Origin of the sequence: Lactiplantibacillus argentoratensis (assembly GCF_037290055.1) — a bacterium.
Taxonomy (GTDB): Bacteria; Bacillota; Bacilli; order Lactobacillales; family Lactobacillaceae; genus Lactiplantibacillus; species Lactiplantibacillus plantarum.
Map to the genome: position 1 here is coordinate 2607845 of NZ_CP147647.1, position 15206 is coordinate 2623050.

The 15206-nt window shown below is 45.2% G+C and carries 8 protein-coding genes; 3 read left to right on the forward strand and 5 right to left on the reverse strand.

Annotation, left to right across the window (positions count from 1 at the left end; genetic code table 11):
- Positions 1–10: 10 nt before the first annotated feature.
- Entirely contained in the window at positions 11–391 is a 381-nt protein-coding gene (locus tag V7R88_RS12485; protein WP_016511877.1) for a MerR family transcriptional regulator, read from the forward strand.
- A gap of 97 nt (positions 392–488) precedes the next feature.
- Here V7R88_RS12485 and V7R88_RS12490 read toward each other — a convergent pair whose 3' ends face one another.
- From V7R88_RS12490 to V7R88_RS12505, 4 genes are all read right to left on the reverse strand, one after another.
- Positions 489–6647, reverse strand: a complete 6159-nt coding sequence (locus tag V7R88_RS12490) for a mucin-binding protein (RefSeq protein ID WP_338816262.1) — start codon at positions 6645–6647, stop codon at positions 489–491.
- Positions 6648–7121: 474 nt separating this feature from the next.
- On the reverse strand, positions 7122–8168 hold the full coding sequence (locus tag V7R88_RS12495) for a DUF916 and DUF3324 domain-containing protein (protein WP_057717718.1): 1047 nt from the start codon (positions 8166–8168) through the stop codon (positions 7122–7124).
- A gap of 73 nt (positions 8169–8241) precedes the next feature.
- A complete protein-coding gene (locus V7R88_RS12500; protein WP_054398767.1) occupies positions 8242–8814 on the reverse strand; it encodes a WxL domain-containing protein in 573 nt (190 codons plus the stop codon).
- Positions 8815–8866: 52 nt separating this feature from the next.
- Positions 8867–11095: a BspA family leucine-rich repeat surface protein gene (locus V7R88_RS12505; protein WP_187349678.1), complete on the reverse strand. Its 2229-nt coding sequence runs from the start codon at positions 11093–11095 to the stop codon at positions 8867–8869.
- Between the two features lie 1118 nt (positions 11096–12213).
- Between V7R88_RS12505 and V7R88_RS12510 the strand changes: the two genes are divergently transcribed.
- Positions 12214–12876 (forward strand): TetR/AcrR family transcriptional regulator, encoded by a 663-nt coding sequence (locus tag V7R88_RS12510; protein WP_054398772.1) that lies wholly within the window; start codon positions 12214–12216, stop codon positions 12874–12876.
- Complete coding sequence (gene lepA / locus V7R88_RS12515; RefSeq protein ID WP_057717720.1) at positions 12873–14660, forward strand: translation elongation factor 4; 1788 nt, start codon at positions 12873–12875, stop codon at positions 14658–14660. The genes V7R88_RS12510 and lepA overlap by 4 nt, the downstream gene beginning before the upstream one ends.
- Before the next feature lie 230 nt (positions 14661–14890).
- Here the strand turns inward: lepA and V7R88_RS12520 are convergent, their stop codons facing one another.
- Positions 14891–15205, reverse strand: coding sequence for a hypothetical protein (locus V7R88_RS12520; RefSeq protein WP_054398777.1), 315 nt, complete (start codon positions 15203–15205; stop codon positions 14891–14893).
- Position 15206: the final 1 nt, after the last annotated feature.

Here is a 15206-nt window from a genome sequence, read left to right on the forward strand (position 1 = left end):
GGAGACGCTCGTGTTAACGTTTAAAATTCCTGAGCAACAGCATTACTTCACTACGAAGGAAGTCACCACGATTACTGGAATGACTAAAGATGCGTTACGATATTACGAGCACCTTGGCATTCTGCCTGATGTTCAGCGAAACCAATACAATTACCGTCAATATTCCCACAAAAACTTGGAAACACTCCAACTCATTAAAATATTTCGGGACTTAGATCTCGATTTAAGTCTATTGACACCAGCCCATCTAGCACTAGATGGTCAAGCAAAAGTAGTCGCTTTCAAGCAGTACCAACAAGTCATTCGGGATCGCATCCGGCATCTGGAAGCAATCGATCAGTTATTGGCAACTAAAATCGACTACTTTGAACATCAATCCATTGATACCTAAACACAACAAAAAACACTTAACAAACCCTATTCCCATTGACTTTTTGCCAATGCTAGGATGTTAAGCGTTTTTTATTATGCACAGTTAAATAAATTCATTACTTTTCATGCCGCTTACGCTTCAAACCACCAAAACCTAGCAATAATGTTGCTAGTGTTAGCCCTAGTGTTTCAGCAGCCGCTTCAGACCGCCGCGTTTCACCGGTCTGTGGCAATCGACTCGTTGTATCTGCTTGCGCCTTGTGAGCCGGCTCCGTTACCTTACTTCCCGGCTTGATGACTGCTGATGCCGGAGCTGTTTTGACAGCCTTAATGTGACTCGATACCAACGTCCTTGTCGATTTAGCTGGCGTCTGGTTGCCAGTTGTGGCTTGAACAGCCTTCACAACCGTTGCCGGCTTTATCGGCGTTGGTTTAGCAGCCGTGATTGGTTTCGTCGTTGGCTTGATTAAATCGTCTGATGTTGTCGGCTTCGTCGGTTTGGCCGGCTTAGTCGGTTTGGCTGGCTTAGTCGGTTTGGCCGGTTTCGTCGGTGTTGGGACGTCCAGCGCATATGTTAGCGTTTGGACATCATCAGCACTAGCAGCCGTGATTGCCACGGCCTGAGTGGTCGCCGTCAACGCATGGTATTTCGCAATCGTTGGCGCAGACACGGCTGTAAAGTTCAACTTGGTCGGTGCCCAGTCACGATACGTTGCCACACCGGTCACTGCATCTTTCATCCCAGAACGCGTGAACGTCAGCGTCCGGATCGTATCAGCTTGAAGCGTGTGCCCAGCCTGATCCTGATAGTGAACCGTTTGCGTGATCGTTTTGGTGAGCTGATCTGGTGCCGTAACCGCAATCTTGTTATGGGCCAAGTACACCGTATACTTCTGAACGACGCCCGCCTGATTAAAAGTAACACCCGTTGCCGGATAATCACTCCCCATCAAGACATAGCCTGCTTGGGTATACTGCGCAATCATCGTCGTTGGTTGATAATCCGCTTGCGTACCGAATCGTCCGGTTAACGTCACGCTCGTGCCCAGTTGGTAACCCGTCGTGGCATCGACATAAGTCACCGTCGCCGTTTCCAGATTTGCTTGGTAAGTAACCGTTTGTTGCGACTCAGTATCTTTGGCACTGACAGTTACACCAGCCACACGGGTTGCGTCCGGGGTGTAGCCAGCAATCATTGGCGATTCAACGACTGCGTATGCCCCCGTCAATGCTGATTCGGGTGTACGCCAATCCGTATACGTCACCACCTTTGTCACTTGGTCAAAGGTCGCCTTGCGCTCAAAACTGACCGTTTGCGTGACGGTTGGCGCCGCAGTTTGACCATCATTGTAAAGATAGGTAATGACTCGCTGAACACTAGTTGTTAAATCTTTAATTCCAGTACCAACTGGGTACTTGGGCCCTTCTGGATGAGCGGGATCAACTGGTTGACCTGGTTGACCAGGCTTAGTTGGCGTGACCGTCATCGTTTGATGTGCTAGCTTGACCGTGTATGACTTAATGACGTCATTTTGATCAAAGGTGATACCAGTCGTCGGAACATTATTCGAAACTAGTCGATAGCCCAGTTTTTCATACGCAGCAATCTGTGAAACGGGCGAATAACCATTCGTAGTGCCATAAGCACCAGTTACTACCGTCGTCGGTAGTGCTTTACCACTGGTTACATCCACAAACGCAACGGTTACGGTCTGTGATTTGGCCGTGTACGTGATTGCAATCGAGTGCGGCTTATCGTGACTAGTGACCGACGCTGCTCCGACTTCTGTAACACTGGCTTGATAACCTGTAATCGTTGGTGACGTGACCGCGGCCAATAGTGCTGACTGAGCAGGTGCCACTGTCCAGTCACCGTAAGTCAGCTGCTTACCCGTTGCCATGTCGAAAGTTGCCGTGCGATTGAACGTGACCGACTGGTTAACCGTTTCAGCCGCTGATTCACCTGACGCATATTGATACGTAATCGTCCGAACCACTGTTTGTTGCAACGAATCACGACCAGTGCCTGCCGGATATTTAGGACCGGCTGGATAATCAGCATCGATGGCCTGACCAGGTTGGCCCGGATGATCAACGGTGACCGTCACGTGCCGATGCGCTAGTGTAACCGTATAAACTTGGGTATTCTGCTTATAAATCAGTTGATCGGGCAAGTCCGAGTTAACTGGTTCATAGCCTAATTTTGCATACTTCGCAATGTCAGCAGTGACCGTATAGTCGGCAGCATCACCGTATTTCCCATTCAAATCAATATAACCTAAGACCTGGTTATCCGTAGTCCCATCGACAAATTGAACCCGGATCGTTTCAGAATTAACGCTGTATCGGACCGTTGTTTCCGTAGTCTCGCCCATGCTAGCGGGTACAGCCGCCGCGATAGTCGTTTGATCCGCCGTGTAACCAGTAATGGTCGGCGACTCAATGGCCGGATAGCTATTCACAGTGGTCGTCCAATTGCCATACGAAAGGACCGTTCCATCCACCGCATCCACCGTTGCCGTGCGCGTATACGAGACCGTTTGAAGCACATCCGCTAAGTCCGTGGGTGTGTTATCAGCATAAACGTAATGAATCGTCCGCTGACTGGTCTTCATCAAATCACTAACGGCCACGTTACCTGGCTGGTCAACCGTCGCCGTGATGGTGCCATGTTTCAGGTATACGTAGTAGGTCTGTTCAGTATCCTGATCAAAATCAAGCGGCGCTGGGACCTTATTCGAAGCTAGCACGTAGCCTAATTTTTCATACGCCGCAATGTCCTGCGCTGTCGTATAATTCGTGGGTGTGCCAAAGCTCCCACTGAGGGGAATTTGATTTAAAATCACGTTGTTCTTATCTTGATCGACGTAAACGACCTCAATCTTTTCGGTGTTCGCTAAATAGGTGTACACGACCTGCCCACCAACGTCCGCTAGAGTGCCATCGGCTTGGTAACCGGTACTTTCTGGTTGTAACGTATAACCAGTTTTGGCATGCCCAGCAGTCGTATCACTCGTGGTGTAGCTCAAATAGTCCTTAGCGGTAACGTCAGTCCCGTGCGTCGCCGTTCCGTTGGCCGTTGTTACCACGTACAGTGTCCCCGCTTTGTCGCGGTACCCATACTGATAGACAACCGTTACGGCTCCCACCGTCAACTGACCACTAGTCGAATTCGTCAATTGATAATTACTATTGGCAGCTAGCTTGGCCGTAATGGTTGTCGTGCCCGGATCAGTTAACCCTGACGTTAACGTGTAATCCAAACTTTGCCCCGCAACAACACCAGTAATGACCGGCGTAATATTTTGTTCCTGACCATTGGCCCACAGAATCGTATCCGGCAAGGTGATCGTCACGGGACGTTGAGTAATCGTCAGGGCCCCACCAACATTCACATCGCCTGCAATCAAGAAGTCCGGATTAGCAGCGGCTAAGGCTGCCATCCCGGCGCTGTTCAGCGTGACGGCGTAAGTGCCCACGTTTTGATTAATTGCAGTGGTATTAAGGTAGTCGGTACTGACTTGGTACGCCTTCGTCCCATCCATAGCCGTCGCCGCGCTATCAGCAGTCCAATCGCTTGGGGCCGTATATTCAGTTGGCAAGTACACCGTATAGCGACTTGGATCAGTCGTGGCGTTGTTATCATAGACTTTTGAAGCTGGTGCAAGCGTTATCTTGGCCGTAGTATCAGTCGTCGTTGTGACGTAGCGCTGGTAAGTGAGCGTATAGGTCCTTTGATCAGGACTATCGTAAGTTCGTGTACGCGGTATTGAGTCCGGATTCAAGTAATAATAATCGTCACCTAAAAAAGCTATCGTTTGCAATTCGCGACTAGGAACATAAGTCGTCCCCACGTTGCCGGATACTACGATAATACCTAACGATTTGCCATCTGGGGCTTGCAACATATATATATCATCGGCTTCAGCTGCCTTCAGTGTATAGGTATACAAGTAATCAGTAAAACTGCTACTTATAGTCACCGCATCCGCGACTCCTAGCGCTTTAGCTACCTTATCAATATTAGGATAGTTTTGATCTTTTAACGAATAACTACCATTATTTTCATTAGGATCATCGGTAACATATATAACCGCTGAATCAGGACTTGAGACTTGGTTGCCAATTAAGCCACTAGTCACGCCACTACTTTGAACCGCGATGGTCGGTAAGAGCGTGTACACCATTGTCTCGAAAAGACCATTACTGTAAGCAGCCGTCTGGTCGAGGTGAACCTTGAACGTTTGGCGCCCATTATAATCAGTTAACTGTGTCACCGCTAATCCCTGATAAGTCACATTATTCTTTGTCATCATCGTCTCAATGGCAGCCGTTAACGCCCCGACCGGATCAGTTGCAACCTGAATAGTGCCCCCATTACCGATCGTCGCCACTTTGAAACCAGCTGGAATAATGACATATTCTGTAAGGTTATCCACCGTCATTTCGGATTGTGCGACATTAAGGAGTGGCAGAACCAAATAAAGGCCCTGACCATACAATAAATTAATTCCTTTATCCCGCGCACTTTGAATTGACGCTACTGTTACAGGCTCATCAACACCTGCTTCAATCACATAAACACTTGCTTTAGCCCCATAATTACTAGGTGAAATAGTGACCGCATTGCTTTCTTTGACAAGTACCACACCATCACCGACATTGGTATTATTAAATACAGTGCCACTATTCAGTTGACCTAAGGTTGCCATGGCCGCGTCTGTTAATGTGATTGTATATTTACCGACAGTACTCGTATCAACGGCCGTAGAATACGTTGTATAAGAAACTGGTACTTTATACACAATCGAATCAGTCAGCTTGTCGTCATAGTGAACTTCCCAGTCACCCGGCACGCTAACGGCCCGACTGTTGACAGCAACCTGAACAGTACTGGTCGTTTTATTTACTAAAACAGTAGTTGCCCCCATCGTAATAATGTCGTGAGCAGCAATGACCAATTGGCCATTAACAATACTATCTGCTGTAAATTCATAATTAGGATTAGCTTGCTGTAATGCAGCCAAACCTTGTGCCGACAAAGCCAAAACATAGGTTCCAGCTTCAGTTGCTGTGGGGACAGCAATGTCACCACTATCACTTGCAATCGTGTAAGTCGTCTTGACCGCACCACTACTAGTTGAGTCGACTAGTGTCCATGTGCTGGGCGCATTGTACTTATCAAAGTAACCGTTTGTGACCGTTATCTGATATGAACTAGGCTTAGAATCACCATAATCAATACTTGTTGAACCAATGGTAATCGCTGCACTATGGACCGGAGCTTGCTCAATGGTTAACGTCCCCGTCACCACATTCGCGGCTGTAATATCTAAGCTATCATTGGCTTCTGCCAGTTTAGACAACCCAAACTCCGAAAATGCAATCGGGTACGTGCCGATTCCACGACCAAATTGATTCTTATCAAAGTCACTTAGGTCAATATCCGTATAAACGTTAGGATCCTTCGTAACTGCCCAATCCGTAGGCGCTTTAATCCCATCAGCTAGTGTAACCGTGTAACGATCTGGTGTCCCCGCGACCCCATCATACATCTTAGTCGTTGAACTGATCGTTGCGACAGTGGCAACGGCCGCCCGCGCCGATCTCAACTTGATCTGCGACGTACTTGTATCTGTGGCTGCAAGACTGACCGCCTTAGCCGTACCAGTTGTCTTAGTTATCTCTTTTGTTTTAACCGAATCTGATTCGATTTCAGTAGCCGCAGCACTCGCTGTTACCTTATTAGGACTCACGGCACTATCAGTCGCACCGTTGGCTGTTCGCGCAGTTTGAGCTGCACTCGTAGCCGAAACGTTTGCCGTGGCCACACTACTTGAATGACTAGTCGTCGAATTTGTCAGATCAGTCGTTGACGAGTTGGTGGCTTTTGTCCCATCAGTCGCTGAACTAAGCGTATGCTCTGCTACTGAAGATTTTGTCCGATCGTCGCTAGCCGTAGCCGCACCACTACTATTATTAGTTGTAGCGTGCACACTACTGCTATCGCTCGATTCAGTGTCCGCATTAGCCGTGTCATTTGTGTTGGTAGCTACTCTAGTGGTTAACGTCGCACTGCTACTAGCATGATCCGTCGTTTTTTCCACCTGACTCACAGGCGTACTGGTCGTATCCGCCATTGCCTGAAGTTGTACCAATCCCGTTCCCATGGTGAAAGTACTTAGACCGGCCACCAACCACAGCCTTCCCTTTTTATACATTTTATAAGTCCGTTTTTCAGTTAGTTTAGCTCGTTGCAACTGACGTTTTTGCATTTTGTTCCCCTCCAAAAGTATCGACTACCACCCTTATATTAACCATCGATATACTTCATATTAACAATAAGTATACTACTTTTATTAATTTTTCATGACATAAATATTATTTTTATCATTGCGCTGATAGTGAGTAATCGCACCATCCATTTACTGTTAGCCTAACCAAAGCATCAGCCATTACACATATTTGACACGAATCCTCTTAATTTATTATTCGTTAGGAATTTGCTCACTATAAATGAGCCATTAACAGTTACTGACACCCAATTCATACATATACGAAAAAGCCGTTTATATAAAATCAATCATTTGATTTTTATAAACAGCTTTATTGAGAAAACATTTAACTGTGCGCGTGATACTAGTTTGTAATAATTCTCGAGAGCAGTCATTATTATGTGTTACTAGGGCATAATAAAACAACTTCTAAAAACAGTACAAGCTTTTAGAAGTTGCTTTATTTGATCAGAATTATTTATCTTTCTCTGCTAACTGTTTCTCTAACGCTTTAATCTTCTTCTGTTTGCGCCAGATATACCAGATCACCAGGATAATCAATAATAACAGTAATAACCCAATCCCAATATACAACCACCAGTTAGGCCCTTGCTTCAAGACCGCCGTCTTATTCAAGGTATCCGCCTGGCCCTTTGTAATCACAAAATTCTGCTTAAATTGCCAGTGTTGCTTCTTGGAAATGACTTTCACGACGGCCGTGTATTTACCAGCTGCTAACGCTTTTTCTCCTGTCTGCAATGGCAATTTATAGATTGAATTAGGTGCCATCTGGCCGTTCGCTAACTTTTGATGGTAGACAACTTGACTGCCACCCCGATGATAAATTTTGATGTTAGTTTGTACTTTATTCAAGTAAGCCGCCGTATGGTTGACTAACGGAAAATTAATAGCATTGCGCCCATTGAGCTGTTTGACCGTAATCTTATTCATCGTCAGCTGATTGGTCGTTAGGTCTTTACTACCATGCAAAATTACAGCTTCAGTATAAGCGTATTGATTATTGACTGCCACGGCCTTTTTAGTATCAGTTGCCGTGGCCTTTTTCAAGAAAGTTATCCCACCTGCTAAAATACCTTGATAACTTTTGGCCGGCATCTTAATTTGAAACTTGACCGTCTTGACTTGCCCCTTAGCCAGCTTGACTTGTGGTTCATCAGTTGTCACTAATTTGCTAATATCATACGACAAATTCGCACTGCGATTATTCGTATGTTTGTATTCCACAACCCCATTAATATTTGTCGTGGCCTTAGCAATACCTATATTGATTGTAATGGGCGCACTAGCCGTATTATGAATTTTGACCGCAATTGTTTGTGTTTGTCGCGGTTTTAGCTTCAGATCAAAGTAAGAGAGACGCTTATCAACCTGACTGCTAGACTGGACTGGCGTGATTTCAAAACCAACGCCCTGATCAGCAGAGGCTACTTGTCCCATCATTAATAAACTAGCGACAACCGCCAATAACATTCCCAAAGATAATCGCAATCGTTTCTGCACTTTAACCCCGCCCTTTTCTCAGATTATGTATCGACATTGGCCGTAGCCAACATCGGCTAACTATTCACCCAGATTAGTTTTCTGGTGTGGCACTTAAGTTCCAAGTTAACGTGGTGGTGTACCCCTTAGCTAATTTAGTCGTTTTCCCAGGAACAGCCAGCTTAGAATCACTAAATGTCACCGTTGATGCCCCGTTACCAGTCCCATTCTTAGCAGAAGCGACGGTCCCAGCTGCACCTGGGGTCGAAGTTGTCCCCGGCGTTAACGTAGTACTGCCATTTGTCACTGCCGAATCACTCTCAGTACCCGCAACTGTCAAAGCAGCATTCGTCAGCGCTGAACCAGTCCCATTAAGAGCTGTATTGAATTGTTGCCCCTGAGCAACCGTTAAGGTCCAGCCTGCACTGGTCCCACGTAAGTCACTTACCGTAACGGTTGGTGTCGATGAAGTGGCTAAGGTGGCATCACTGGAGCTAATCGTGTTGCTACCGAAAGCTAAATTAGTATCGTCAACACTCATTGACAACGTTCCCCCAGTAAATGTCACATCACCGGTCGAAGAACCAGTCGTATCAGCATTAGCCACAACCGTTGTGGCTCCCAAAAGTCCTGCAGAAATCATTAATCCCAAAACGAATTTCTTCATTACAATACGCTTCCTTTCAAACTAAGCTGTGTTTTTAACTATGAATCACTAATTAATTATTGGCCACGGTATTATTCAAACGCCATGAAATCGTTCCTTGGTATGCGTCAGCCATGGCAGCCCCATTTGGGACTTCTAGTAGCAATCCTAAGTTGCTGGACCAATGTTCCGAAATATCAACACTTTTATGATCAGTCGTTGTCTGTGAGTAGACTTGTACGGCTACCCCAGGTGACAAGGTCATTTTTCCATCATCGGTCTGGTAATATAATGTAGCCAACAACATTTTTCCAGTGTTCGCTCCCACAAAGCCTGAACTATCGAGTTCTGCAGTCAAATTCCAGGTTGAACTTATTTGCCCATTGTTCTGAACCGCAAGTGTCTTATCCAGAGTAGGCGCATAAGTTTCAGTTGTTCCCGATATTGTATGACTGCCAAAATCGAGCATTGTTGGTGACGAATTGAAGAATAAGTTACCATCGTACACATAGGTTACTGTAATCGTCGAAGCGTCATACGTTCCAGTTGCATTAGTTGGCGTTGCATGAAGCGTATAACCATCAATCGTTTTGGCCGTTGTTTGGTAAGCATCACCCGATGTCCCGGATGACGTCTCTTCATCCGCAATTTCAACACCATCGCCGTCTACGTATTTGACAAGCACCGTTCCACTTGTCTTAACCCAGTTATAGGTCCCCGCCATGGTTGCGCCATCATAATTAGTCATTAGTTCCGCCGACGTATAGGTTGGATCATCATTGTTCCTTTGCCACGTCCCATTGTATGGTAGTTGTTTGCTTGGCTCCGGCAAGTACATCGTCTTATCATTATGAAAAGTAAAATTAGGGCCTAGTGTCAAATGCTGCAATTTTTTTGAACCATTAAAAAAATTCCCGTAACTGGCGGTAGCAGATTGAAGATCCCAGCTACGAAGATTGAGAGTTGTTAATGATGAGCAACCGCCAAACGTCCAAAAACAATTTGTAACTTTACTAGTATCCCAAGTATCAACCAGCAAACTAGTCAACCCAGAACAGTTATAAAAGGTGGAATAAAGAGTTGTTACAGAACCAGTATCCCATTTTTCAAGATTTAAAGTCGTTAAAGAACTGCAGCCTCCAAATAAAAATGACATATCCGTAACCTTACTAGTATCCCAAGTACCAACATCCAGCGTTACTACTTTAGAACAGTTTTGAAACATACTCCCCAGTGAAGTTACTTGGGAAGTGATCCATCCAGAAACGTCTAGTTGGATGACATTTTCACAATAAAAAAACATTCGAGACATGCTAGTTACCTTCGCTGTATCCCAACCACTAACATTAAGTTCAGTTGCCAAAGTACAGTACATAAAAGTAGCAGTCATATCGGTTACTCGTGCCGTATCCCAACCACTTGCGTTTATTATCTTTACTGAAGAACAACTATAAAATGTAGACGCTAGTGTTGTCACATTAGCAGTATTCCAGCGACTAACATCTAACTCAGGCAGTGAAGAACAGCCCAAAAATGTACTGTCTAAATTAGTTACTTGTGTTACATCCCAGTTACTCACATCAAGCATAGTGAGTTTTCCACACATGTAAAATGTTCTCTTAAAACTCTTTACATGACTGACATTCCAGTTCGTAGTATTTACTTTAGTTAACACGCTACACCCTTCAAACATTGATTCCATAGTAGTCACTGTTGAAAAATCGGTCTGTCCAAAATCGACTGAAGTTAACTTGCTATCACGATAAAACATAGACTGGGTACTAGTTACACCACTCATCGAAAGCTTATTTAAACCTGTGACTGTTGCTACGTTAGCGAGGCTAGCAAACAAGTATCCATAATTCGAAGCCGTTGTGACCGTAATTTCATCCGTAATCTTTATATTCGTAATCGATGAAGCATAATCATACCAAGGCGAACGTTTACCAGTTAAATCAGCAAAGCTACCACCACTAAGCGTTAACACCCCTGCGTCGTCAATGGTCCATGCTACCGTCCCAACAGTTCCAGATTCCACTGCCGTGTCTGCCGTCTCAGTGGTATCATTACCCGTCGTGGTACTAGTCGCCGACGTACTGTCAGAACTACTCGTATCAGACGTGTCTGTTGTACTCGTCACATCCGCACTCACGGCCATCACATTGGTATCAGTAACTTTGCTAATTGCGCTGCTACTCATCGTCGAAGAACTACTAGTGTCCGGCGCGGCCAGCGCCAATAACGGTGGTATTGCCATATTCAATGGCGCACTACTTCCTAAAATAATACTGATAATTACCATTAATACTTTACATATTCGCCGCACCCGACCATCCCCTTTTAATCAGCAATTCTATGTGACAGCGTAATCTTTTAACTTCAGTCATTGATAGCGCTCACATTTATAGTTGCCCTAACTAGCAATCAATAACAGTCCCAGTAGTAGAACACCTAATGCAACTAGTAACCATTGGCACACTTGCTCACTAGTCGTTGGTAACCGGCCTTACCAACGATTAGCCTGCACGGTAGTTACAATATAACGCAGGCTATTTTGGGCTTCTGATACGTACTGGCGTCTTTTTGCACCGTTTCTTAGTCATTATCGCCCTTTATCAGAGACTAACGGCTCAGCCGTTAACCTTTCATCCACAGTTTGATTATAAAAATAAATTTAATATCGCGCTGATACCCTTATTATCAACAATAGATAACAGACAGTATTGTTTCCCCTGTTTACCGTATAATTATAACATTATTATTTTATAATGGTTAAAAATTTTAACGTATTTATTGCATTTAGCCACCCCTGTTAATCCAGAAGGCTTACGTGACAGTTAGACCGAATAAACCGGATGAACACCGTTAATATTCGGCCTGATTATCACTTTCAAAAATATCCGCAAACTACACATAGCGCTTTTAATCACCCAACCTGCCTAGTTATCTAATCATTGCCAGTTGTAATAATAAATCCCACTAAATAATGCAGTTCTGCTCTCCCTTTAACTCCGAACTTATTCCAATAGAAACTATAATTAATACCATATATTTAATAATTAAATATTAAAAGGAACGACCTTTTGTTAGTTTACGACCAAAGAAGACTCGTTCATGACTCTCTTATTGGAAGACTATCAGCGGTACTTTACACAACTCAAGACCGACTTAGCCCAGCACTCACCACTATCAGCTGACGACTTTATCACGTCCAGTCAATTTAGGCCTTTACTTACTATAAATGAGCCATTAACAGTTACTGACACCCAATTCATGCATATACGGTTTTATTGAGAAAAAACATCACCTGTACTGATTTGTGTATCAGCATTCACCACTTCAATCTTGACCCGTGGTTATTTTTGGCGTATTCTGGTTCAAAGATAACCACCGGTCATTTTTAAATTAGGAGGATCCGACATGGCTAATATCTATACGCCCAGTCAAAAAGCAGCCAAGCGTCAAGCCATCATGACGGCTGCCATTAATTTATTTGCCCATAGGAGCTATCCCGAAATCACTATGCAGCAAATTGCGGAAGCCGTCGGTAGCTCTAAGGGGGCGACTTTTCGCTATTTCAAGACCAAAGAAGACTTGTTCATGACGATCTTATTGGAAGACTATCAGCAATACTTTACCCAACTCACGACCGACTTAGCCCAGCAACCACCACTATCAGCTGACGATTTTATCGCGTGGATGGCCACCCAAACTCGCCAATTAATTGAAGAACATCGCGTTCTGATTCGATTGAATGCCATTCGTGGGCCAATCCTAGAAGGCAAAGCTAACATGCAGGAAACCATCACACAACGTGAGGCCCTGTATCGCGCCAGCCAACGCTTGGGACAACAACTCGTTATCCAAACAGACCACTTATTAGACCAGTCCCAATTTAGCCACCTGTTCATTATTCAAAGTGGCATTATCAGTGGGCTCATGAATATGGCGGCTTTGACCAGCTTTAATCATCATAAATTATCCGTTGATTATCCCGACTTCGAAATTCGACTCATACCGGAGGCCCAACAACAAATTCGTTACTACTTGACCCAATATTTGAAGGAGTTTTCGCACAAATGAAACAATCCCATATCCGTAACTTCGCCATCATCGCCCACATTGATCATGGTAAATCAACGTTGGCGGATCAAATCATGGCGCTGACCCAGACCGTCAGTGCGCGTGAACAACACGCCCAATTATTAGACGATATGACCGTCGAACAGGCTCATGGTGTGACTGTCAAAGCACGTACAGTTCGGAATTACTATCAGGCCGATGATGGTCAAGAATATGAATATAACTTAATCGACACCCCTGGTCACGTTGATTTCAATTACGAAGTGGCTAAAAGCTTGGCTGCTACCGAGGGTGCCATCCTATTAGTAGACGCCACTCAGGGCGTTCAAGCGCAGACCATTGCCAATTACCGAATTGCCAAACAACGTCAATTAACCTTGATACCAGTTCTCAATAAAGTTGATCTGCCCTCTGCGGATATTGACGCTGCGTTGGCCCAATTGAACGACCTCGACTCCGCTTTCACACCCGAGCAAGTCTTGCAAATCTCCGCTAAAACCCGGCAAGGCGTGCCGGCTGTCTTGGAAGCCATCAAGCAGCGGTTACCCGCTCCCCAAGGTGACTTACACCAGCCACTGAAAGCTTTAGTCTTTGATTCGTTGTATGACCCATACCAAGGTGTCATTGCCTATGTCCGACTGATTGATGGTCAGCTCAAATCACAACAAGCACTGCGCTTAATGCAAGGACAACAGGATTTTAACGGTAAGACCATTGGTGTCTTCGCGCCTCAAATGCACCCCCAAGAATCGCTAAGCGCTGGTGACGTCGGTTACGTGGTCACTGGTATTAAAGATCCACGAAAAGTCCGTGTTGGTGATACGCTAACGGCCGTCGCCACCTCCACGCAGCGGCCGCTAGCCGGCTACCAACCAGCCAAATCAATGGTCTTCGCGGGCTTATATCCCAAGAATAATGACTATCCGGCACTGAAGGAAGCCGTTCAAAAATTGAACTTGAATGACCCGTCATTTACCTATGTTGAAGAACGATCTGAGGCGCTTGGCGTTGGCTTCCGTTGCGGATTTCTAGGGACCTTTCACCTCCAAATCATTCGTGAACGACTCCACGATGAGTACGGGGTCGACGTGCTAACAACGGCTCCTAATGTGACTTACCACGTTACACTCACCAATGGTCAGCAAGTGATCGTCAATAATCCCGTTCAGTTTCCGGCATTCAGTCTCATTAAAGAAGTGACTGAACCCTTTATGAAAGCCGAGATCACAATGCCTGCTGACAATCTAAATGCCGTCTTAAAGCTTGCGGAACAGCATAAAGGAACCTTGATCGACTTGGCAAACAGCGGGGACTTGATTGTTGCGAGTCTCAAGATACCCTTGTCAGAAATCGCCTACCACTTTTTCTCAGAACTAAAATCAGTCTCACATGGCTTTGCGAGTTTAAGCACCGCCTTTATGGCTAATGAGGTCAGTGATCTAGTCAAAGTTGAAGTTGATATCAACTATGCGCCCGTAGATGCGTTGACCTTCATCGTCCATCGTGAAGACGCCCCCAACATGACGCAGCAATTGGTCGCCAATCTGAAGACGACGGTTCCACGGCAATTATATCCCACACCCGTCCAAGCACGTGTGGAAGGTAAGGTTATCGCCCGCGTCGATGTCCCACCATTGCGTAAAAACGCTGCGGTGAACGGCGAACAACACAGCACTTCCAAAAAAGCGGCCCTACTACGGCGGCAAAGCGCTAATAAACGTCGCGCGTCCAAAAATACGATTAAGCTACCACAAAGTGTTTTCAATGCGATTTTAAGCCTTTAATCAAGTTAAAATCAGCCGCCAAAACCTGGCAGCCACCGTTGACCGCTGGCTTTCAATAAGTCGCGTGGTATTTACGCCCCTAACACGGGTCAAGTCAGTTCCTTAGCTACCACAATTGAACAATTCTCCCACTAATTCTCGATAAATCTAATGCGACCAGCCAATTAACTTACGGTGTGGCTGGTTTTTATTATGACACTCGCTGGCGAATCAGTATTTTATCCACCATCTTAATGACCATGGTTGACATCATGCACAATATCAGTCCCTGGATGAACCAAGTGGTGAGTGTCGCGAAATTCGATTCGCAAGGCCGTGTGCTGTTTCAGGTCCGTTAACACTTGCTGGTAAAGTTCTTGTTGATGCGGTATTTCAAGCAAGTCATAACTGTGAATTAATTGCTCGTGAAGGCGCTGGGCTTGTAGAAAAAACGTAAAACAATCAAAAAAATGATTATCTACGATCAACAAGTGGTACCGCCACTGATACCGTCGCAAAAAATAACGGTCAAAGTTGGCCAATAATTGCTTTGATTCTGCCAACATA